The following is a 22201-nucleotide window of genomic DNA, read 5'->3' as shown; positions in this document are numbered from 1 at the left end:
AAAAAATCGAGGTTTTTTTGTTTTTTTGCGATTATAAAGTCGGTGATAACCACCTTATGAATTCCTCACCAACAACGCAATCCGAAACAATACTGCATCCCTAAACCGTGTCGGGTCAAATGTGGTCAACTCCTTCACTTTCTTCAACCGATATGTCAATGTGTGGCGATGGATATCCAAGGCTTCCGCTGTTTCGCCAATCGCTTGGTCATGTTCAAAAAATGCCACCAACGTTTCAATAAGCTGCTCATTCAAACCATCTAAAATCCGTCCGACAAAGCGTTTACTTAACTTGGATGATGAACTTTTCAAAAGGGCAATGAGTTCGATATCATCATAGTAATTGATTGTAACAGCTGAATGTCCATATTGAATAGCTGACTTCGCCGTTTCATATGAATGGGCAATGCCTTCAAGGTTTTCAACAGGCAAACCGACTCCAATTCGAACAGTAGAATCCTTTTGGAATAAGCTATGGATTTTCTGTAGTTTCCTTTCAAGAACGGATAAATTCACATCGGATAAAACGATGAACAGCTCGTGCAATTTCGATAGACCAATCAAAGCAGTATTCCTATTGAACTGCTCTTCCATCGTCTCAATCAATCGCTGCGGGGAAGCAGGCAAATTTTTCGTTTGCACTAACAAAGTTAAATAAGGGCCTGTCATGTTGAATTCCAATAAGGCAAGCCTGTCGATGACAATCGGTGGAAGCGGGCCGCCGTCGACTAATTCCTCAAAAACGAGCTCTTTTATCTTTCGTTTCCATTCGGCCTCTGATGTAATCATTGCCTGGTGAACCATCATCTCAGTCGCCAATTGGACAAGCGTTGCGATATCCTTTAATTCTTCAGGGTCGCCTGTTACTCCTATGACGCCGATTAGTTTGTCCTTAAAATATATGGGCATATTCACACCGGGTTTTGTACCATGCCAGTCTGCGATATTCTCATCATTGATCCAAAGTGTCTGCCTTGTTCTGACAACATGCGCGGCCCCTTCATGGATTCGGTCAATGCGTTCTTTTTCCCCTGAAGCCAAAATCATTCCATTTGTATCCATTACATTCAAATTCCATTTCAATCGGACCATCGTTTGTTCCACGATTTCCTCCGCTAATTTCTTCGTTATCAAAAACTCAACTCCTTGTATAAAAAACATCTGTATTATAACACGAAATTTATACATCAATTATAATGTATTTTTGTTTTCAAAACATATAATTAAATGCAAGCGTTTTATTTCTAACTTGGAGGTGCTTCCCATGAAGGTGATTTTAGCACCCGATTCATTCAAAGGAAGTTTATCAGCAATTGAAGCTGCTGAGGCGATGGCTGCAGGTATACGCGACGTCAATCCGGATATAAGGACGGTTCTGTTGCCAGCGGCAGATGGTGGCGAAGGTACGATGAGAAGTTTGGTTGATGCTACTAATGGGAGATATGTGTCCGTACTGGTTGAAGACCCACTTGGCAGACCTATTCGAGCGTCATATGGAGTTCTTGGGGACGGCAAGACATGTGCGATTGAAATTGCGGAAGCTTCAGGAATTATGAGACTGAAGGAAAATGAAAAGAATCCGATTATCGCATCAACTTACGGAACCGGTGAATTGATCGCCCATGCATTGGACAACGGTTTTCGTAAATTCATCATTGGCCTTGGTGGAAGCGCAACGAATGACGGTGGCGCAGGAATCCTCCAAGCACTTGGTATTCGTTTATTGAATAAAGACGGGATCGAACTGCCAAAAGGGGGAGGCGGACTCGAGCATATTTGCTCAATAGACAGCGGGAATTGGGATGAACGCATTGCGCATAGTGAATTTTTGGTCGCAAGTGATGTGAAAAATCCGTTTGTAGGACATGTTGGGGCATCGGCTGTTTTTGGTCCACAGAAGGGGGCGACTCCGGTAGATGTGGAGCAACTTGACCAGAATCTACACAGATTCGCAGACGTAATTGAAAGAGAAACTGGAATCTCCCTTCATTCGAAGGCAGGAGCAGGTGCAGCCGGAGGAGCGGGTGGTGCGTTCCAAGCATTCTTCAACTGTGAAATGCGGCAAGGGATTGAAGTTGTTCTTGAAGCAATTGATTTTGAACAACATGTGAAAGATGCGGATTTGATAATTACTGGTGAAGGAAAAACCGATTTGCAAACGCTTTCTGGTAAAACGCCATTTGGTATTGCGAAAGTGGCGCATCGGATAGCGTTGCCCGTCATTCTTATTTCAGGGGTTGTGGATGAAGAAAGTCGCGATGCATTGACACCGTTGTTTACGCAAGTTCACGCCATCATGGATGAAAAAATATCCGTGGAAGACGCAATAGCGAATGCCCGGGACCATTTGCGCAAGAAAACAAAAAAAGTAATGGAGTTCATTACAGAAAAAGGGGTGTAGGGAATGTTAGTTACAATGATCGTTCTAAGTGTAGTTCTAATTGTAGTACTTACGGCAGTATTCAAGGTTCACCCGTTTTTATCTTTATTGGCTGGTGCATTTTTCGTTGGAATCACGTCTGGCATGCCGCTATTGACTGTCGTTGAAAATGTGAACGAAGGCTTCGGTGGATTAATGAAAGGAATCGGGCTCGTCATTGTTGCGGGTACGATCATCGGCGTAATTTTGGAAAAGTCCGGTGCTGCGTACAGAATGGCGGAAGTCGTGTTGCGCCTAATTGGGGAGAAGCGTCCTCAACTGGCGATGTCCATTATTGGATATATCGTTTCAATTCCGGTTTTCTGTGATTCAGGTTTTATTATTCTATCCAGCTTGAAGAAGGCATTGGCTAAACGTGCGAAAGTTGCAATTGCTTCAATGGCGGTTGCGCTTGCGACTGGACTTTATGCAACCCATACATTAGTTCCACCGACACCAGGTCCGATTGCTGCGGCTGGTAATATTGGAGCGGAAGGTTTTCTTGGTACGATTATTCTGATCGGTCTAATTGTTGCTATTCCAGCAGTTGTTGTCGGATATTTATGGGCGGTGAAGGTCGGAACTAAAATTTCCGTACCAGAAGATGATGAAGAAAATAATGGCCTTGATTATGATGAAATCGTTAAGTCTTTTGGCCAAATGCCTTCAACATTTAAAGCATTCCTTCCGATCGTATTGCCAATCGTCCTTATCGGTATCGGCTCCGTTGCGAAGTTGACAATGGCAGAAAGCGGTTTTAGGAACTTCCTACAATTCTTAGGGTCACCTACAGTTGCCTTGTTATTTGGCGTTCTTGCAGCATTCCTGCTTCTACCGAAATTGAATGAAGAGACATTAACGAAGTGGATAGGGGAAGGTCTGAAAGAAGCGGCGCCAATTTTGCTAATCACTGGTGCGGGTGGTGCTTTCGGAAAAGTCATCTCGAATTCAGGTGTAGCTGACCTGATCGGAGGAATGAATTTCGATGCATTAGCAGGCGGCGCATTCTTCCTACTTGTTCCGTTCTTCATTGCAGCAGCTTTGAAAACGGCACAAGGTTCATCAACTGCTGCCTTGGTTATCACATCCACACTGGTAGCTCCATTGCTTCCGGCAATGGGTATCGAAGGGGCGATTCCATTGGCACTTGTCGTCATGGCAGTAGGTGCGGGAGCAATGACTGTGAGCCATGTCAACGACAGCTTCTTCTGGGTCGTCACGGAATTCAGTGGAATGAAAGTGACGGATGCGTACAAAGCACAAACAATGGCGACATTACTACAAGGGGTTACGACAATTGTTGTCACAATGATTCTTTGGATGATATTGGTTTAAAACGTGCGCTGATTCCTTTTGGGGAATCAGCGTTTTTTGCATATACGGAAGATCTTTTAATTGTCAAAAGCATTTTGCGCAAGTTGACGTGTTGGTGGTTATTAGAAAAGCCCCGCGTGTATGCGTTTGGCTGGTAAGCCTGTACAAATCAGCACAGGATCAGCAAAGGGGAGGCAAGCATTGAGGACTTTCTTGATGAATTCGAGGCATTTGGCTTTGACGACGCCTTCATATGCCCTCACGGCTCCACGGAAGGATGCGAATGCCGTAAACCAAGCCCGGGAATGCTTCAGGAGGCAGCGGAAAAACATGGATTAGATTTAACGAATGTGGCATTCATCGGCGATGTTGGGTCGACTGATATGTTAGCGGCTCACGCAGTCGGCGCAAAGAAAATCCTTGTTCTGACTGGGTGGGGTAAAGGGTCATTAACCCAATATCGACATTCATGGGCTGAAGTAGAGCCAGATTATATTGCTGAAAATCTTTTGGAAGCAGTCAAATGGTTGCTTCATAGCTGAAGATATCTTTCCCTGAATAGGCAAAAAAAGCGCACCCATGTCATGGAATTGCGCTTTTTGTGTTTATCAATTAATACTAACTTATACCGTCAATTCAAAGGATAAAAACTCAGGAAGTTGTTTTTCGCGCTTATCGAGCATAATTTGTTCGGGCTTGATGCCTTGCTCACGCAGTACTTCAATGTTTTGTACAAGGAATTCATCACTGCCGACAATATAGAAGAGTCCATCTTTGTCCGCAGCGAGATTTATAACTTCATCATAGTAGTCTTTGCGGTTATCGACGAACTGGGATGTGAACTTCTTGTCAGGTGCAGATTCAAAAACATCAGGGAATAAGAAGTCCTTTGATGAATCGATGTTTAGTGAATGCATTTGATTTACCCCGTCGGCGCGGTCAAGATAATCAAGTACAAGCGGTCTGAACGTCGCCAAGCCGACACCTGAAGACAGCAAGTACACATTTTTATCTACTCTTTTTAGGGGTACATTAGAATGGATCTTGAATACAGCAACCTCGTCACCGACTTTGTGATTACGCAGTGTTGATTTGAACTCGGAACATTGTTCTTTAATGCGTGTGGTAATGCCGATTGTATTCGATTGCGGCAGAGTAGAAATTGACATATGGCGAATCAAACTGCGGTTTGGTTTATCCCCAGCATTGAATCCTTTTAGGGCCAAGTGGATGTGGGCTCCTTCTTCCCAAGTAAGACCTTCCGGACATTCCAATAGATATGTTTTGACCTCAGGCGTTTCTTCAATAATCTTATTTATTTTCGTCCAATATATTTGCACTATAATCCCCCTCACATCATTAAATGTTTCATTACTACATACTATACCACGAATGATTATCATTCTCAATTAAAAGAGTTTTTACTTTCGGATAATTTATATGAATTTAATTTTAGGCAAATAAAAAAAATGATATTCGCCGGATGATTTGGATATGGAGACATTACTTGATTAATTTGCTTTATTAAAAAACGTGCGGATGGATACGCAACGATTAATCGAAGAAGTTGTTTTTCAGTTATATACACGAATCGGTATTTGTAAAAAAGCGCATCCGCATGATTTGGAGGAGTATTTGAAGGCGTGGGTGTATTGGAAACGGAAATTGATGGAGTATGAATAAATTTTGAAAAATGCATTTACCATAATCGGAATTTAGAGTAGAATTCAAGTAGTTGGGAAATTTGTGCAAAAGGGAAGGTGATATCATGAGTTGGTTTAAAATTCATATGAGAACAATAAGATTCACGATGTCCATTCATGTACCTTCCTTTGCTGATGAAATATGACTTTTATTCATCCAAGACTATCGTTGATCGATAGTCTTTTTTTCATCCGTGGAATACCGGGAATGGACTCGTTATCCTGACATCTTTGTTCTCGCAATAGTAGGGGGAAGAGTAATGATGATGAAGTTGTCCATTATGAGAGATTTTCTTGAGTCGGGTGGAAGCGAGGCCATTGTGCACAGTCTGTTAGAAAACTGGGGATTTGAACAGGATTCGGTCCGATTTTTGAGGGCAAGCAGTAATTTCGTTTTTGTATTTGAAAGAAACGGAGAGAAATATATTTTACGGGTAACACCAAATGGTAATCGAAAGAAGTTGATGGAGGAAGTTTCGTTTTTATCTTTCCTATCAGTGAATGGGGTTAGCGTGAACATACCTGAACGATCGAAGAATGGGAATATGGTTGAGGAAGCGAAGAGTGATTTGGGTGTTTTCCAGGCTGTGGTATTCAATCTTCTACCCGGAGCGCAATACGAAATTGAAGAACTATTGGAAAGGCAATTTTACTTATGGGGAGAAGCTTTGGGAAATCTCCATAATTGCTCAAAGCAGTTTTTAAAAAAGCACAGTACGTTGATTAATTATGTTCAACAATTTGCGGAGTTGGATAGCATTTTGCCTCAAAATGAAAGCTTGGCTCAAAGGGAACTTGAAACAATAAAAACATGGTTATCAACATTGGAAATCAATCAAGACAATTATGGAATCATCCATTTTGACTTTGAACTTGATAACTTGATTTGGGATGGCGACAATGTCCAAATTATCGATTTCGAAAGCAGTATGGGAAATTGGTATGTAGCCGATATCGCATTTGCCTTACGGGATTTATTTATAGGGAAAGTGGATTTCTCGAACAAGTCATTTCAGCTGTTTCTTGATGGTTACCGAAGTAAAAGGAACCTGACAGAAAGTGAAATCAGTGAAATTCCCATGTTTTTACGGCTTCATAACCTGATTACATTTACGGGTCTATTTCGTACGTTAGATGTTCACAAAGACAGAAATAATCCGGAGTGGATTCATGGTTTACAAAAGAAGTTAGAATCTAAAATAAACGATTATAGAGCTGGATTTAAACGGGGGGATTTATAATGGGGAATCAAGGATTATTTTTAATCGATCAAAAAAACGGCTTGAGCTTGGAGTTTAGTAAATTGGCTTCCATGATGAACTATACAAGGGCGACAACTTTGGCGGAAGTGAAAGATTTAACGGTGGAAGAATTGGATTTCCTCATTAACGATGAAGCCAATTCCATCGGCATGCTGTTAAGCCATATGGTGGCGATTGAAAAAGCATATCAAATCGAGACATTTGAAAACCGTGACTTCACGGAAGAGGATATCGAAATCTTGAACCCGGCACTGGAACTTGGCGAAGCGGCCAGGGAACAGATTAAAGGCAATCCTATTGAATACTACCTCGAAGAGCTTGAACAAACGAGAAAGAAGACGTTAGACACATTCGGGAAATTGCCTGATTCATGGCTATTCGAACAAGCTCCATACTGGGGAGGGCAGCCGATGAATAAATACTTCAAATGGTTTCATGTAATGGAAGATGAATTGAATCACAGGGGGCAAATTCGGGTTATTAAGAAATTGTTGCGTACTTCGGTAAAGTAAGTACAAGACAATTACGGGGCTAACAAGTATGTAATCTGTTAGCCCTTTTCTTTGGGGAGGAGAGTTGCATTATGCGGAAAGTGGAAGTGATGCCTTTTTCCGAGAGTTGGAGCACTGACTTTGAAAGGGAGGCAGCTCTTTTAAGGAAGATAATTGGGAGAGAAATAATCGAAATTCACCATATCGGCAGCACATCGGTACCTGGGTTGTCAGCAAAGCCAATCATCGACATTATGCCCGTCGTGAAGGATATTTCACGAATTGATCAGTATAACGCAAGTATGACGGTTAACGGGTACGAAGCGAGAGGCGAAAATGGCATTTTAGGGCGCTGCTATTTCCAAAAAGGCGGAAATGAGCGAACACATCATGTCCATATTTACGGAGAAGGTTCATCGGAAATCGATCGACATCTTGCATTTCGTGACTACCTTCACGCGCATCCAGAGAAAGCAAGGGTTTATGGGGATTTGAAAGAGAAGTTAGCGCAACAGTTTCCGTATGATATTGAATCATATATTAAAGGAAAAGAGCAACTAACATTAGAGATTGAAAGGGAAGCAATGAAATGGGATGAAAAGCGAAAACGGGGTTGAGGAGAAATGAAAATCTTCATCATGGGAATCGTTGCAAGTGGAAAAACGACTTACGCGAAGGAATTGTCCAAGCAAATAGGTTTGCCCTTTGTAGAATTGGATGCGGTCGTTTACCATACCGTGGATGGCAATCGCGTGAAGCGAACGCCCGACGAACAAGTTCAAGTCATTCATCAAATGAATGCAAAAGGGTGCTGGATTGCAGAAGGTGTATACCGCCCGTCCTATCATCTCCTTTTGGACTTGGCTGACATCATCATTTGGCTGGATCCGCCTTTATGGAAACGAAAAGTCCGGATTTTGAGCAGGCATATGAAGCAGGTTATTGGTGTAGAAGAATGTGCGTATAAACCGGACTTTCAAATGCTAAGGAATATGTTTAATTGGACAAAGCAGTTTGAAGGAAAGCGTGAAGAGTTGGACGGGATTCTGCGACCTTATTTGAATAAGTTGGTTGTTGTGAGGGATGACCCCGCAAAAAACCAAATGCTTAAAAGCAGTATATTGGGAGGAAATGAATGAACCAAGATATATTTAAAAATAACCTTGAAAAATATGATGATCCTGAAATGTACGATCACTTATATGATGAGTATCAAAAGGATTTAGGCATCATTCTAAAATGGGCTAACGATGATAATCCCATAATTGAATTAGCTTGCGGAACGGGCAGATTGACGATTCCGTTGGCGCAGCGTGGATTCCAAATGATAGGTGTTGACTTGCACGAAGGTATGTTGGAAAGAGCGAGACAAAAAGCTGAAGAGCAAGGGATAGCAATTGAGTTTGTACAACAAGATTGCACGGAAATGAACTTGCTGGTGAAAAGTTCACTCGCTTTTATGACAGGAAATTCCTTTCAACATTTTCTAACGAATGAAGTACAAGACGGTTTATTTCAATCTGTTCGCAAGCACCTGATAAATGGAGGCATCTTCATTTTTGATACGCGGAATCCGATATTTAAGGAGCTCGCCGTTGTTGATGAGTATGAGGATAAGTACATCGATAAAAACGGTAACCAGGTGATTGAAAGCCATCGTGATGTGTATAATCATTTGACTCAGATATTGAATTGCCAGACGCATCGGAGAATTTATCAAGATAGTACGTTAATAGCAGAGGAGCAGGATGGCATTTCTCTCCGTTATTCATTCCCACAAGAAATGGAACGTCTAATCGCAGCAAATGGTTTTGAAATTGTGCATGTCTATGGCGATTGGGAAGAGAATGAATTACATGCGGAAAGTGTTTCAATGGTTTATGTATGCAGAGTAAAAACGGATTGATTGATTTCTATAAATCCCGCGGGAATAACCTTCCCGCAGGATTGTCAATTATAGTTCAATAATATTTATCTTTCTCCGACTTCTGCCGATCATTCTGCGTCATCGGCTCATGCTTCGGCTTCAAATTGCCAAGCTCGGCCAATTCCATTGAAATCTCTTCTTTTACTTCCCGTCGATTCCCCGGTGTTTTTGGATTGGAATATAAATTGCTGTGTGCACCTTGTTTCATTAAGAAAACCTCCCATATCATATTTACATTCTTAATATGGTCAAGTTTATTTGATTTGATGTACTTAACGGTTTTCTGCTATCCGCTTCAGTTCATACGCACGATTTACAATAAACCTCTTCATGTATTTCTCCAAAAATAGCTTGTCTGCTATTATTCCTAAAAAGCCAAGAGGGGATTTATAAGAAAAAGTATCTTTCATAATCGTTCCGCTCCCGCTTTCGATGAATTCATGTATATGTATAAAAGAATGAAATGCGCCTTTCAACATGACATCAGTGAAATCATATGGTTTATTCATATCTATGATCTTTGCAGTTAGTCTTTGTTTTATTCCAAAATGAACGGCTTCCCAAGTAACTGTATCGCCGTTTTCCATCAATCCCGTCGTAACGCCATCAATAGCCTTTTCTTTTGTCTTGGCTGTTGTTTCTGTGTGGACATCCACATCTCTGGCAAGGTCAAAACAGATATGGATCGGTGCGTTAATATGGATTTCGTGTCTGATGGTTGGCATGGTTCACCTTCCTCAACCAATAGGATTTGTTATAGACTCACAAGTTTTCTCAATATTGATGATAACATGATTTCATTCATGGATTCGGGATTTCACAAAAGATAAGTCTTCCAAAAACAACTTATACAAATTCGGTCTGCGCCTAACTGCAAGCGGATGATAGGCGACGGCTGTTTGATAGCCTTTCACCTCATGCCAACTACCCCGCAAGCCCTTGACTTCAACCTCTGCATTTTCAAAGAAGGACTGAACTGCGACATTCCCCAAGCATAAGATGAGCTGTGGGTTTTGAAGTTTAAGCTGTTGATCCAAATGGCGATGCTTGCAGATTGCCCTTGTTTCTTCTTTATCATATTTTTTAATTGGCCTTCTCTTTAAAATGTATGTAACGTAAATCTGGTCTTTATCCAAACCTACCTCATGAATGGCTTGTTGCAATGTCTGGCGCGTGCCGCACACGTATGTATTTCCTTCGCGGTCTTCCCTCGCTCCGGGATTGTCTAAAATCACCATAATTGGTGCACAAGGATTCCCTTCTCCCCACACCATACGTGTCCCTTGTTTATATAGCCCACAATCTTGGCAATCGATTTCGCTCGCTGGTGTTGGATCTTCCGGCCAACTTTCCGGACAAAATGGTTTCATGTTACTCACCCTCCTGACTGAGTAGAATACCCTTTTGCTGAATAAATAATGCGGACTCACTAATATTTTGAGAACTATATTGCTAAACGAAAATGGTGTTATATAATATAAAAAGTAAGTCTATTAAAGAAAAATAACTTGGTAGGAAGAGGAAAAACAACTTGAAGAATATCAGCATCTTAGTCATCACTCTATTACTGTTTTTATCTGGCGTTATGGGAATATCGGTTGCCAATGCGGATACAACACTGCCTTTTGATACATCCCTTACAGGGGCCATTACTGAACAAAAATCTTTAGATACCTACACGATTAACGTTGCAACAGCAGGAACATTGACGATTACTATGAATGTTTATTTTAGCGCTGCGTACACGGGGCTTCAAGGTGCTAATGGCCAGACAATAGATCATTTTGAAGCGGTTTTTCACGGACGTCCGGAAAACCCGACTACATTAAAAAAAGTTTATCATCTTGAATTAGGTGTATATACTTTATTAGTAAAAGATTACAATAAAACAAGTTTTGGTGATTATAATGTAATCGCCTCTTTTGATCCCGCGAATAATAATGAAACCGAACCGAATAATACATTCAGTGAGGCGATGCCGATACAAGTGAATGGGGATAAAATCAGAGGGTTTTTGAGCTTGGCTGATCGTGACGACTATTATAAAGTCGAATTGGATGAACCCGGTAGATTGATAATTGATATTGACTCGGAGTTAGGACGGGGAAGCCTTTACTTATACGATTCAAAAGAGAATGAGGTTTATCGGAAATATTTGAGTGACTACGAAGGACTTCCGATACTTTCGAAATCCCATATGGATTTAGAAGCAGGTACTTATTATATCCGTATGAATGGCAACAGCTTTTCCTACCCACCTATTTATGAAATGGACGTCTCGTTTTTCCCTGCTAACAATGAAGAGGTTGAACCGAATAATAGTCGGGGAACAACAATACCGCTTCAAATCACTGACAATAGAACCCATACCGGCTTCTTAAGTTATTCGGATATGGCTGATTACTATCGAATTGAAATGAAGTATGACGGCTATTTGACGATTGATTTTTCATCTGAATTCAGTGGGTATGAATGGATGGATGAAAAGGGGAATTCCTCCGGCTTCTTGCATACAAGTCGTGGTGAAGTAGGAAAACCGGAAAAATCGTCGAAAAGATTAGAGCTTAAAAGAGGAATCTATTATTTTATTCCTAAAACAACGGACTACCGGGAGGGCGGCGTATATACGATGTCCTTCAAGGTGGAGCCCGCATTTAAGGATGTAACTAATAGATATTCAGAAGCTGTCACGTACTTGGCGAAAAAAGATGTAACGAACGGCATCTCAGCTAGTGAATTTGGCGTCAATGACCGCATTAAGCGGGTGGACGCAGCAATTTGGCTTGCGAAGATCTTGAACTTGGATACTTCAGATGCACACCAAACTTCGTATATGGATGTGCCAAAAAGAGGATGGGGCGCAGTGAATGCGTTGAAGCGGGAAAACATTGCAAACGGAAAAACACCAACCCATTTCGGGGCAAATGATACGATGACCCGCGGCGAGATGGCCTTATTGCTTCAAAGAGCCTATCGATTATCAGGGGATGGCGTGGCACTTCCTTTTAAGGATGTATCATGGCGCTATGAAGAAGCTGTTAAGTCATTGTTGAAAAACGGGATTACGCAAGGGAAGTCAGAGAGCGCGTTCGGAACAGACACGGCTATCACCCGCGGGGAAATGGCGTTGTTTTTGTACCGTGCGGATCTAAAAGAATAATAGAATGAGGAAAACGACATGAAAACCATCAAAATCTTAACACTATCTCTTGTACTGCTTTTGACGGCAATTCCGATGCCTGCAATTGTGCATGCAGATACAATACTGCCACTTGAAACGACCGTAACAGGAAGCAACTCTGAACAATCTCCCGAAAAACGTTATACTTTGACGGTTCCGGAAGCAGGTAAATTGACAGTTTCCGCCAAATCATACTATCCCATGGCGAGATTAAGACTTTTGGACGAGAATAATCAGATGATGGGCTACTATATGGACTTGTACAATAGCCTTCCCGAAAATCCATCTTCCTTAACAGAAGAGTTGAATGTCGAAGCAGGGGTTTATACATTAACTGTAGGGGCGCGAACTGAGGATTACGGCAAGCATGAAGTGCGGGTCGACTTTACCCCGGCTGCGAATAACGAAATTGAACCGAATCAGACATTTGCGGAGGCGATGCCAATCCAAGTGAACGGAGCGCGGATTCGGGGATTCCTTAGCTATAACGATCGTGTCGACACGTACAAGGTTGAATTGAATGAACCAGGTAGATTGATAATGGAGATTGAATCGGCATGGGGGGATTTCGATTTATTTGACTCTGAAGGACAAAGCCTTCCTAAAAACACCATTCAATCCGATAAAAAAGCGTATGCTGATCTGGAAGCGGGGGTATATTATATTCAAAAAAAGGATTATTATGCTCACGGTGTGTATGAAATGAGCGTTTCCTTTTTCCCCGCCAACAATGAGGAAATTGAACCGAATAATAGTAGGGCATCGGCAAACCTGATTACGCTCAATGACAATAAGACCCATATCGGCTTTTTAAGCATTACAGATAAGGTGGATTACTACAAAATCGAGATGAAGTATAACGGTATTCTAACGATTGACTACGCTTCGGAATTCAGTGACTATACGTTGATGCAGGAAAATGTCCATTATGCATCCTATTATAATGATAGTAAAACCTTTGGAAAAACGGCGAAGTCTTCCCAAACAGTTGAGCTGAAAAAAGGAACGTATTACTTTATTCCAAGTGCACAAGTTACCCGGTTGACTGGTGTATATACAATGTCGCTTAGAGCCCAACCCGCTTTCAAGGACATGTCAGGCATCTATACACCTGCTGTCACCTATTTGGCAGACAAGGAAGTCACCAACGGATTGTCCACGACAGAGTTCGGAGTGAAAGATCGGATTAAGCGGGTGGATGCTGCGATTTGGCTTGCAAAGATTTTGAATTTGGATACGTCAGATGTGCACCAGTCTTCGTACATTGATGTGCCAAAAAGAGCATGGGGCGCGGTGAATGCCTTGAAGCGGGAAAACATCGTGAACGGAAAGTCCGCGACTCATTTTGGTGCGAATGACACGATGACCCGCGGTGAAATGGCGTTGTTGATCCAACGGGCATATGAATTATCAGGCGATGGAGTGAAGCTTCCTTTCGCGGATGTTTCATCACGCTATGCAGAAGCGGTTAAGGCTTTGATGAAAAACAATATTACCCAAGGTAAATCTGCTGATAAGTTTGGAACAGACGCGGCCATCACCCGTGGTGAAATGGCATTGTTTTTATATCGGGCAGATTCGAAGTGAATAGAAGTTATCAGCGCGGATCTATTGATCTTGCGCTGTTTTTTTGAAATCCATTGCACAAACTACTAAACTACTTTACAATGAATATGGTTTCAAATAACTGAATAGAGTATATTTTGGTGCTTTACATATCAATTGTAAAGCTTAAAAAGGAATTAGGTGAAAATCCTAAACGGTCCGGCCACTGTAAATGGGAAGTGACTTCTATAATAGCCACTGGTTGAAAAACTGGGAAGGCAGAGGTGACGATACAAGCCCATGAGTCAGGAGACTTGCCAAGATATAAATGCGAAATACCTTCCGGGAAAAAGGTGGCATTGTGTAGTGTTTATTTGATTTGTAGTCTGTCAATCTATTAACTACCATACATGAGCCCTTACTTCTGTTCTCGGAGGTAAGGGTTTTTATTTGTGAATAGGGAGGGTTTGAGGTAAGGGATTTGTCTACAAAATAATTTTAATTGGGAGTGCGATGATTTGAATAAATTAAATTTGAAATTGAAAGGCTTGTTCCCGTTATTTTTGGTATTCATAATGGTTGGTTCACTGTTGTCTCCAATGCAAATAGTTGCTGCTGGAAACGATGGGTCGACAGAATTACTTAACGAATTGACAGATGAGACTGTTGAGTCAACTACAGAGGTACCGTCGGAATCAGATGATACAGCGATTTCGACAGATGAAAAAGTGAAGCAATCCATACATAAGACAAAGGAGTACTATTACGGCAACTTACCTGACTTCTCGAAAAGCTCCTCTCACAGTGATTATTGGTTTTTCTCTGCACTATGGGGGGCAGATACCGATTTAAAGAACGATGTTCCTTGGAAAGAGAATGGTTCACCTTGGGAGTCTTCTTCTTATTGGTCCAAAGGAATTGATAACAAGAATGGAACATCAAATGAGGATGCTGGAGCGATTATCGGTTCAATCTTGTTAGGTAAAGATCCACATCAATTTGGTAAGCGCGATGTTGTTCAGGATTTGATTGATAAGCAAAAAGAGAATGGTTCGTTCTTTACCATTTGGGGTGAACCGTGGGCGATGATTGCTCTTGACCTCATGGAAGCCGATTATAATCGGGAAAAACATATTGAATTTTTATTATCGCAACAAAAAAATGGCACTTTTGGCGGGGTGGACTCTAATGGTTGGGTCTTAACAGCCTTAGCACCGTATATGAATGATCGTCAAGATGTAAAAACTGCAATTGAATTGTCGGTTGAGACCGTTAACAAAGGTTTCAAGGAGAAGGGCGAAATTTCCGATGGCTGGGGTGCGAATGCGAATAGTATAGCCGCTGCTTTAATGGGACTTGCTGCAGTCGGTGAAGATTTGTATAGCGAAAAGTGGTCAAAAGATGGCGAAAATGTAGTTGAGCAATTCATCGAAACGTATCAGCAAGATGATGGTTCCTTCTGGTGGCAGAAAAACATGGCCGGTGCTATTGGAATGGCTACGGAACAAGCATTGCTTGCTTTAGCTACTGTTGATAAAAAGGAATCGATTTTTGTTGGTTTAAAAGAATACCGTAAGAATGTATTGGACAGAACAACGACTGTTACGATGCGAATTGAAGGGATAAACGACACGCTTTATCCTGAACAAACAATGACTATTAAGACATTCAACAAAGATGCAACGGCTTTTGAAGCAACAACTCAGGCACTTGACGAAGCAGGTGTTTCTTACGATGCATATGGCGATTATATTGCATCGATAAATGATGAAGAACAAGCAACATTCGGTACATGGGATGGTTGGCAGTACATGGTCAATAGCGAGTATCCCAATGTTGGTGCGGGAGATTATGTATTAAAAGATGGCGATACAATTGTATGGTTTTATGGTAACGTGGGTGATATTTACGAAGGTTATATTGAAGATGTGGAAGACCTTACACTCCGTCCGACAGTGACGATTGCACCCCAACTAATTGAAAATGAAGATATCCTGATTACAGTTGAATCGACATACAATGTTATCGATGAGTACTTCGATGTAAAAGAAGAAAATGTTAAAACAAAGATTAAAAATGCCGATGTCACTTTCAATGGTGAAACGTTTAAGACAGATGAAAATGGAATTGTCCGCATTCCTGGTGAAAAGGCGAAAGTCGGATCATACGAAATAAAAGTAACAAAAGATATTGAAGGCAGCTATCCAAGGCTTTTGCGCCAATCAAAAAAGATTATCATTGAAGAGGAACCTTCCTTACCACCACCTTCAGAAGACGTTGTTACACTATCCGTAGAGAAACGATCGATAGGGCAAGGGGATATTATTACACCGTTGAGCATTATGCTTCAAAGTGGTGATACTGCCTTTACGTTATTAAAAAGATTGGTTGATGAAAAAGGAATCTCAATCGAGTATACAGGGTCAGGTGCGGAACTCTATGTTAAATCCATAGATGGATTAGGAGAGTTTGATAATGGCCCGTTAAGTGGCTGGATGTATTCCGTTAACGGAACATTCCCAGATTATAGTGCAGGGAATTATACGCTGAAGAATGGCGATGTTATTCGTTGGCAGTACACAACGGATCTTGGAAAAGATTTGGGTTCGAGTTATGCACCGGGTCCGGTGGTAATACCTGAGACACCTAAAAAGGAAGATACCGTAACTCGTAAATCGATTGAAGAGGCAGTAAAGTGGATCAATAAAAATCGTGATTTCACTATTTACGATGACTTCAATGATTGGGATGTTCTTGCGCTTGCACGTTCGAATAACAACGTTAGCGAGTCGTATTATACATCGTTGATCGATTATGTGAAAGAGAATAAAGGCGAATTTAGAAAAGTTACAGATTATGAGCGCATTGCCTTAGCGGTAACTGCAATTGGTAAAGATCCAAAGAATATTGCCGGATACAACTTCATCGAGAAAATCTATTCTAATGCACGGATGACAAGTCAAGGCGTAAATGGAGTCGTTTTTGCTTTGCTTGCATTAGATGCAAAGAAATATGAAATTCCTGCAGATGCACTTTGGACGCGAGAGAAATTGCTAAATTGGCTTCTTGAACAGCAAAAAGAAGATGGCGGTTTTCCGCTTGCCAGCGGTGCAAGCAGTGATATTGATATAACTGCCATGGCACTTCAAGCATTAGCGAACTATCAAGATAAAAAAGAAGTAAAACTTGCAACTGATAAAGCATTGAATTGGCTTTCCCGACAACAACAGGCTACTGGCGGATTTGAATCGGCAGGCACGGTAAATAGTGAGAGCATTTCACAGGTCATTATTGCTCTTACAAGCCTTGGTATCGACTTGGACGACAAGCGTTTTACAAAAGACAAAGGCGATTTACGTACGGCACTTCAATCATTTATCAATAAAGATGGTGGCATTTCACACACAATTGGTGACGAAAGCAATTATTTGGCAACTCAACAAGGATTACTTGCCTTAATTGCCATAGACCGTTTCAATGAAGGGAAAAAAGGTCTTTACGTAATGACAGATGTGGCAATTAGTAAACCAACTGTTTCATTTAAAGATGTAGCGTTGAATTCTTTTGGACAAGAAGAGATTCATAAATTAGTTGAAGCAGAAATCATTAAGGGCTACCCAAATGGTATGTTTAAACCAGGTGAGGCGGTAACCCGTGGACAATCTGCAATATTATTAATGAGAGCATTGAATTTAGATATTCCAAAGACAATGGTTCCGTTTAAAGATGTCCCTAAATCAAGTGCGTTTTACGAAGCTGCCCAGGCAACAAAAGCTGCTAACATCTTTAAAGGAGACGGTACTGGTACAGTGTTTGGCGGTTCGGATGTACTAACCCGTCAACAGATGGCTTCCATACTTGTCCGCGCTTTCAATTTAAAAGGGACGGATGCAGTTGTTAACTTGAATGACCTCAATTTAGTGTCCGATGCACATCGTAGCGATGTGGAAATCCTATTCCAAAACGGCATTACAGTTGGTACAAATGATGGTGCTTTTAAACCAGGATCATCCGTTACACGTGCTGAATTTGCAGTGTTCTTACACCGCGCGATGAATAACGCCAAAAAGTAAAGGCGGTTCGGTAAACAATCTAGTCCCCCAAAAAGGGGGGCTGGATTGTTTGTTATATGGACGAGAAGTGTAGGGGAGAGCGCTAAATGAAAAAACACAACAACTATATAATGGCATCCTTTTTACTATACATCTTGCTTTTATTAGGCGGCTGTGTATCTTCCTTACAAAAACCGACAGGATTGGAATCGGTAGATAAACAAAAGGAAGAAGTGCAGTTAGAGGATCAATCGGAAGAAATTCCAGTAGAACAAGGTACAGATATGAAGGAACTAACACCTTCAGAGAACAAGACTGAGGATGAAAAGGAACGCTCGGTTGAAAAAGAAAAACAAATGTTAGCAAAACAGAATGTACCGAAAGAGAAGGAAAAGGCTCCCGAAAGTATCGTTGTGGAAGATAAAAAGAAGACAGTTAAATCTACAAGTGATAAAGAAGCTAATTCAGCCGTCAAGCAACCAAAATCCCCGGTAACAGAAGCGCCATCTTCTGAACCTCCAACTGAGGAAAGTAAAACCCAATTGGAGAAGAATGAAGAAAAACCCGAACCGATATCCAATGAAATCACCATTTCCATTGTCATCTCAAACGAGGAGGTTCCTTTACTTCCAACGACAATGGAGATCGATGATGGTGATACGGTATTAAAAGCACTAATAAATATCACCAAGCAAAATAAAATTCAGTTGGATTACCGTGGAGGCCAAGGCGCTACGGCATATATCGAAGGAATTGCTAATGTGTATGAATTTGACCGTGGTCAAGGAAGTGGTTGGATGTATCGTGTGAATGGAATTTTCCCCGACCGCGGAGCAGGAGCTGTAAAACTTCAGTCGGGGGATCAAGTTGAGTGGTTGTATACGACAAACCTTGGAGAAGACTTGAATGCCAGTTTGAAGCCATTTCGAAGATGAATGACGGTTGGAAACCGACTTGTGTTCAACAGACGCGATGTCGGTTTTTCACTTTAAAGGGGTGAATATATTGGAGAATGGATTTTCCGGCTATCATCCATTTGTAGTATTTTTCTATTATGTTAGTGTCGGCGTTCTTGCGATGTTTTTTAATCATCCAGTTTTTTTAGGTACCATATGTTTGTTAGTAGTTATGGCTAATATTGCGCATGATCATGGGAAGACGATGAAACAGTGGCTACCAATGTTGATTGGAATAAGTGCGTTAATGATAGTGTTGAATCCATTTTTAAATTCCAGAGGGACTCATGTTTTCTTTTACTTCCGTGGAAAACAAGTGACACTCGAAGCGACAGTATACGGTATTGTCATGGCATTATCGTTAGTGACGATTTTGCTTATATTCATTTCTTTTAATTTGATACTAAATGGGAATAAGTTTCTTTTTGTCTTCTCAAAACTTCTTCCTAAAACTGCCTTTTTAGTGATGTTGGCTATCAGATTCGTTCCTTTATTGAAAAGACGTCTTGGTGAAATCAATGATGTACAGCGTATAAAGGGGATGACGATTGCGTCAGGCAATATAAAAGAGCGTGCAAAGAATGGCATGGTGATCATGCAGATTTTACTGACATGGTCATTGGAAGAGGCGATTGAAACGGCAGACTCAATGAAAGCAAGAGGCTATGGCTTAGGGAAAAGGAGCCCATACGTACCGTATAAAATGACAAAGCGTGATAAGGGATGGCTTATGGTACTAAGTATATTAATGGCTTTTTGCATGGGAGGAGGAGCACTAGGCTACGGAAAAATAATTATTTATCCGGCGCTTGGTACGCTTCATCTATATGCCCTTGATTGGATCTTGTTTGCATGCATGATTGTACTTGTGGCATTTCCGTTAATTGTTGAGGGGAGGGAGCGTTTGAATTGGAAATCATAAGCATGAAAAATTTGTCCTTTCGTTTTCCGGGTGTGCAAACGAAAACGGTAAATGATTTGAATTTACATATTAATGAGGGTGAGTTTGTCGTTTTATGTGGTCCAAGCGGGTGCGGGAAAACAACTTTATTACGTTTGCTTAAAAAAGAGCTTGCCCCTGTAGGACAAGTAAGTGGTGAAATCAGTTACAAGGAAAAGGATTTGAATGAATATGATGGGCGGACGTTAATTGAAGAAATAGGCCTCGTCTTTCAGGATCCCGACAATCAGATTGTTATGGATGAGGTTATGCAGGAAATTGTGTTCGGATTAGAAAACCTTGGCTATTCCAATTTTGAAATGAAGAAAAGGGTTGCCGAAATGGTCCATTTTTTTGGAGTGGAAGATTTGTTGCGTTCCAAACCTTCGGAGTTATCCGGTGGACAAAAACAGCTTTTAAATTTATTGTCTGTGCTTTTATTGAAACCAAAGGTACTATTGCTCGATGAGCCAACTTCACAGTTAGACCCCATTGCTGCCAAGGATTTAATTGTCATGCTCGAAAGGTTGAATAAAGAAATGGGAATCACAATTATTCTTGTGGAGCATCGCCTTGAGGAGCTGTTTTCAGTAGCGGATCGCATTCTGATGATGGAAGCTGGAGAGATTGTTCATGAAGGAAGTAGTCAAGAGGTAATTGATGAGCTGTATAGATCTGAAGATGAGAGGTTTTTGCCGTATATTCCATCGGTTGCTCGGTTGTATATGGAAATGGAGATGGTGCCAAAGGTGGAGGCGATTCCTTTGAATGTTAAAGACAGCAAACGATGGTTTGAATCGTTGCCCAAAATGGCTGGAAGGAATTCGGAACTCGAAATTGCTCCCCCTACAGGACAGCCGTTACTAGTAGTAAAAGAGTGTTATTTTCAATACGAGAAAAAAGGGAGGATGGTTTTGAAAAACCTTTCTTTGCACATTAATAAAGGTGAGTTTTTTGCATTGGTTGGAGGAAATGGATCAGGTAAAACGACGGCATTGAGGGCTTGTATCGGTAGTGTGAAACCTCAACGGGGTAAGGTCTATTTTTCCGGCAAAGAAGTCAGCAAATTGAAAGGAAAGGAGTTATTTGAGAGAATTGCCTACTTACCTCAAAACCCTAAAATTTATTTTGTGCACGATACGATTGGTAAGGAAATGCAAGCGGCGGCCGAAAGAAATGGAATTGCCGACGGGAAGGAAAAAGTTATTGAAATGCTAACTGTTTTCGGGATTGAGCATTTACTTGATCGGCATCCTTACGATTGTTCCGGCGGGGAAATACAAAAAGCCGCGCTCGCATGTATGTTAATCGGCAAACCTGATATGTTGTTCATCGATGAACCTACAAAGGGGCTCGATCCCGTTTCGAAAGAGCGATTTTCAGAGCTGTTATTGAAGCTTCATAGTGAGGGATTGACGATTATGATGGTGACGCATGATATTGAATTTGCTGCTCAAAATGCGGAAAGATGCGCAATGATGTTCGACGGGGAAGTCACGGTAACAGGAAGTCCCCGACAATTATTTATGGGGAATTACTTTTATACGACAGCACTTAATCGCGCAACAAGGGGAAGTAATGTACTTGAAGTGCTCACATATGAGGAGGCGTTAGCCAATTGGAGCAATCACAGAAGTATATAATCGGTGTTTCTGTAAGCATCCCCATACTCTTAGCAGCTTCGATCGCTCTCTTTCATTACAAAGCGTATTTGTTGCTCAGTTTCATTATAATCGGATGCATTATGCTTCCGTTTTTCGCAAGATTTGAAATCAAATCCATTTCAGGTAGGGAAGTGGTCATCTTGGCGATGTTGGCGGCAATCGCAGCGGTAGGGCGCGTACCTTTTGCAGGTATACCAAGTGTTCAACCGACCTCTTTCGTAATCATAATAGCAGGTCTCGTATTCGGAGCAGAATCAGGTTTTATAGTTGGGGCTGTTGCAGCCATCGTCTCGAACTTTTTTCTCGGGCAAGGTCCTTGGACGCCGTGGCAAATGTATGCATGGGGGATGATGGGGATGTCAGCTGGGTTGTTGAGAAATACATGGTGGATGAAGAAAGTTTGGGGGAAATGCATATTTGGATTTATATGGGGTTATCTATTCGGCTGGTTCATGAATATGTGGATTATTGTCAGCAATCTTGAAAGTCTTTCGTGGGAGTTTTTTGTTGGAATCTATATTTCAAGTGTAGGTCATGATTTAGCCCATAGCTTGTCTAATGTATTTTTTCTACTTGTTTTTTCTGCAAGTTGGCTAAGAATATTAGAGCGATTTAAGAGGAAATATGGATTGTTGGGTGAAGATCGTTTCAGAGCAGTGGATGGTTGATTGGAAATGAAGGCCTTTGAACAGATCAAGTTTCCCTCGTACCACACACATCTTGACGATTATGCTTCCCTTCCATATT

At 41.3% G+C, this 22201-nt stretch carries 20 protein-coding genes, 1 pseudogene and 1 riboswitch; of the genes and pseudogenes, 16 read left to right on the top strand and 5 right to left on the bottom strand.

Annotated features, from left to right (window positions below):
- Positions 1–54 precede the first annotated feature (54 nt).
- Positions 55–1134, bottom strand: coding sequence for a sugar diacid recognition domain-containing protein (locus tag NSQ43_RS00940; RefSeq protein WP_339252267.1), 1080 nt, complete (start codon positions 1132–1134; stop codon positions 55–57).
- Between the two features lie 130 nt (positions 1135–1264).
- On the opposite strand from NSQ43_RS00940, the gene NSQ43_RS00935 reads away from it, so the two are divergent.
- The 3 genes and pseudogenes from NSQ43_RS00935 to NSQ43_RS00925 all read left to right on the top strand — a co-directional run.
- Positions 1265–2401, top strand: coding sequence for a glycerate kinase (locus tag NSQ43_RS00935; RefSeq protein WP_339252265.1), 1137 nt, complete (start codon positions 1265–1267; stop codon positions 2399–2401).
- Between the two features lie 3 nt (positions 2402–2404).
- Positions 2405–3754, top strand: a complete 1350-nt coding sequence (locus tag NSQ43_RS00930; protein WP_339252263.1) for a GntP family permease — start codon at positions 2405–2407, stop codon at positions 3752–3754.
- Positions 3755–3909: 155 nt separating this feature from the next.
- A pseudogene (locus NSQ43_RS00925) lies at positions 3910–4275 on the top strand (HAD-IIIA family hydrolase); the annotation flags it as partial.
- Between the two features lie 81 nt (positions 4276–4356).
- Here the strand turns inward: NSQ43_RS00925 and NSQ43_RS00920 are convergent.
- Entirely contained in the window at positions 4357–5073 is a 717-nt protein-coding gene (locus NSQ43_RS00920) for a dihydropteridine reductase (RefSeq protein WP_339252261.1), read from the bottom strand.
- A gap of 199 nt (positions 5074–5272) precedes the next feature.
- On the opposite strand from NSQ43_RS00920, the gene NSQ43_RS00915 reads away from it, so the two are divergent.
- From NSQ43_RS00915 to NSQ43_RS00890, 6 genes are all read left to right on the top strand, one after another.
- Positions 5273–5416 carry a hypothetical protein gene (locus tag NSQ43_RS00915; protein ID WP_339252259.1) on the top strand — a complete coding sequence of 48 codons (144 nt, stop codon included), beginning with the start codon at positions 5273–5275 and terminating at the stop codon, positions 5414–5416.
- Between the two features lie 280 nt (positions 5417–5696).
- Entirely contained in the window at positions 5697–6677 is a 981-nt protein-coding gene (locus tag NSQ43_RS00910) for a phosphotransferase (protein WP_339252257.1), read from the top strand.
- Positions 6677–7210, top strand: coding sequence for a DinB family protein (locus NSQ43_RS00905; RefSeq protein WP_339252255.1), 534 nt, complete (start codon positions 6677–6679; stop codon positions 7208–7210). The genes NSQ43_RS00910 and NSQ43_RS00905 overlap by 1 nt, the downstream gene beginning before the upstream one ends.
- 71 nt (positions 7211–7281) lie before the next feature.
- Entirely contained in the window at positions 7282–7806 is a 525-nt protein-coding gene (locus tag NSQ43_RS00900; protein WP_339252254.1) for a GrpB family protein, read from the top strand.
- A gap of 6 nt (positions 7807–7812) precedes the next feature.
- The gene (locus NSQ43_RS00895; protein ID WP_339252252.1) at positions 7813–8328 is read left to right on the top strand and encodes a hypothetical protein; all 516 of its coding nucleotides are present in this window, start codon (positions 7813–7815) and stop codon (positions 8326–8328) included.
- Positions 8325–9095, top strand: a complete 771-nt coding sequence (locus tag NSQ43_RS00890) for a methyltransferase domain-containing protein (protein WP_339252251.1) — start codon at positions 8325–8327, stop codon at positions 9093–9095. The genes NSQ43_RS00895 and NSQ43_RS00890 overlap by 4 nt, the downstream gene beginning before the upstream one ends.
- Before the next feature lie 55 nt (positions 9096–9150).
- Here NSQ43_RS00890 and NSQ43_RS00885 read toward each other — a convergent pair whose 3' ends face one another.
- From NSQ43_RS00885 to NSQ43_RS00875, 3 genes are all read right to left on the bottom strand, one after another.
- Positions 9151–9324 carry a hypothetical protein gene (locus tag NSQ43_RS00885; RefSeq protein ID WP_339252249.1) on the bottom strand — a complete coding sequence of 58 codons (174 nt, stop codon included), beginning with the start codon at positions 9322–9324 and terminating at the stop codon, positions 9151–9153.
- A 64-nt stretch (positions 9325–9388) separates the two neighbouring features.
- Positions 9389–9841 (bottom strand): SRPBCC family protein, encoded by a 453-nt coding sequence (locus NSQ43_RS00880; RefSeq protein WP_339252247.1) that lies wholly within the window; start codon positions 9839–9841, stop codon positions 9389–9391.
- Between the two features lie 72 nt (positions 9842–9913).
- Entirely contained in the window at positions 9914–10486 is a 573-nt protein-coding gene (locus tag NSQ43_RS00875; RefSeq protein WP_339252245.1) for a uracil-DNA glycosylase, read from the bottom strand.
- A 161-nt stretch (positions 10487–10647) separates the two neighbouring features.
- Here NSQ43_RS00875 and NSQ43_RS00870 point away from each other — a divergent pair, with 161 nt between their 5' ends.
- The 7 genes from NSQ43_RS00870 (at position 10648) to NSQ43_RS00840 (ending at position 22122) form a co-directional block, all read left to right on the top strand.
- Complete coding sequence (locus NSQ43_RS00870) at positions 10648–12276, top strand: S-layer homology domain-containing protein (RefSeq protein ID WP_339252244.1); 1629 nt, start codon at positions 10648–10650, stop codon at positions 12274–12276.
- An 18-nt stretch (positions 12277–12294) separates the two neighbouring features.
- On the top strand, positions 12295–13884 hold the full coding sequence (locus NSQ43_RS00865; RefSeq protein WP_339252242.1) for an S-layer homology domain-containing protein: 1590 nt from the start codon (positions 12295–12297) through the stop codon (positions 13882–13884).
- 100 nt (positions 13885–13984) lie between these two features.
- Positions 13985–14179: riboswitch (cobalamin riboswitch) on the top strand.
- A 181-nt stretch (positions 14180–14360) separates the two neighbouring features.
- The gene (locus tag NSQ43_RS00860) at positions 14361–17915 is read left to right on the top strand and encodes a DUF4430 domain-containing protein (protein ID WP_339252240.1); all 3555 of its coding nucleotides are present in this window, start codon (positions 14361–14363) and stop codon (positions 17913–17915) included.
- An 86-nt stretch (positions 17916–18001) separates the two neighbouring features.
- Positions 18002–18829: a DUF4430 domain-containing protein gene (locus NSQ43_RS00855; RefSeq protein ID WP_339252238.1), complete on the top strand. Its 828-nt coding sequence runs from the start codon at positions 18002–18004 to the stop codon at positions 18827–18829.
- A 70-nt stretch (positions 18830–18899) separates the two neighbouring features.
- A complete protein-coding gene (locus tag NSQ43_RS00850; protein ID WP_339252236.1) occupies positions 18900–19772 on the top strand; it encodes an energy-coupling factor transporter transmembrane component T in 873 nt (290 codons plus the stop codon).
- Positions 19760–21433: an energy-coupling factor transporter ATPase gene (locus NSQ43_RS00845; protein ID WP_339252234.1), complete on the top strand. Its 1674-nt coding sequence runs from the start codon at positions 19760–19762 to the stop codon at positions 21431–21433. The genes NSQ43_RS00850 and NSQ43_RS00845 overlap by 13 nt, the downstream gene beginning before the upstream one ends.
- A gap of 101 nt (positions 21434–21534) precedes the next feature.
- Positions 21535–22122 (top strand): ECF transporter S component, encoded by a 588-nt coding sequence (locus NSQ43_RS00840; RefSeq protein ID WP_339254727.1) that lies wholly within the window; start codon positions 21535–21537, stop codon positions 22120–22122.
- The last annotated feature ends 79 nt before the right edge of the window (positions 22123–22201 follow it).

Source organism: Sporosarcina sp. FSL W8-0480 (genome assembly GCF_037963765.1).
GTDB lineage: Bacteria > Bacillota > Bacilli > Bacillales_A > Planococcaceae > Sporosarcina.
The sequence above is the reverse complement of the archived record's forward strand: the minus strand, read 5'-3'. Positions and strand labels throughout refer to the sequence as shown.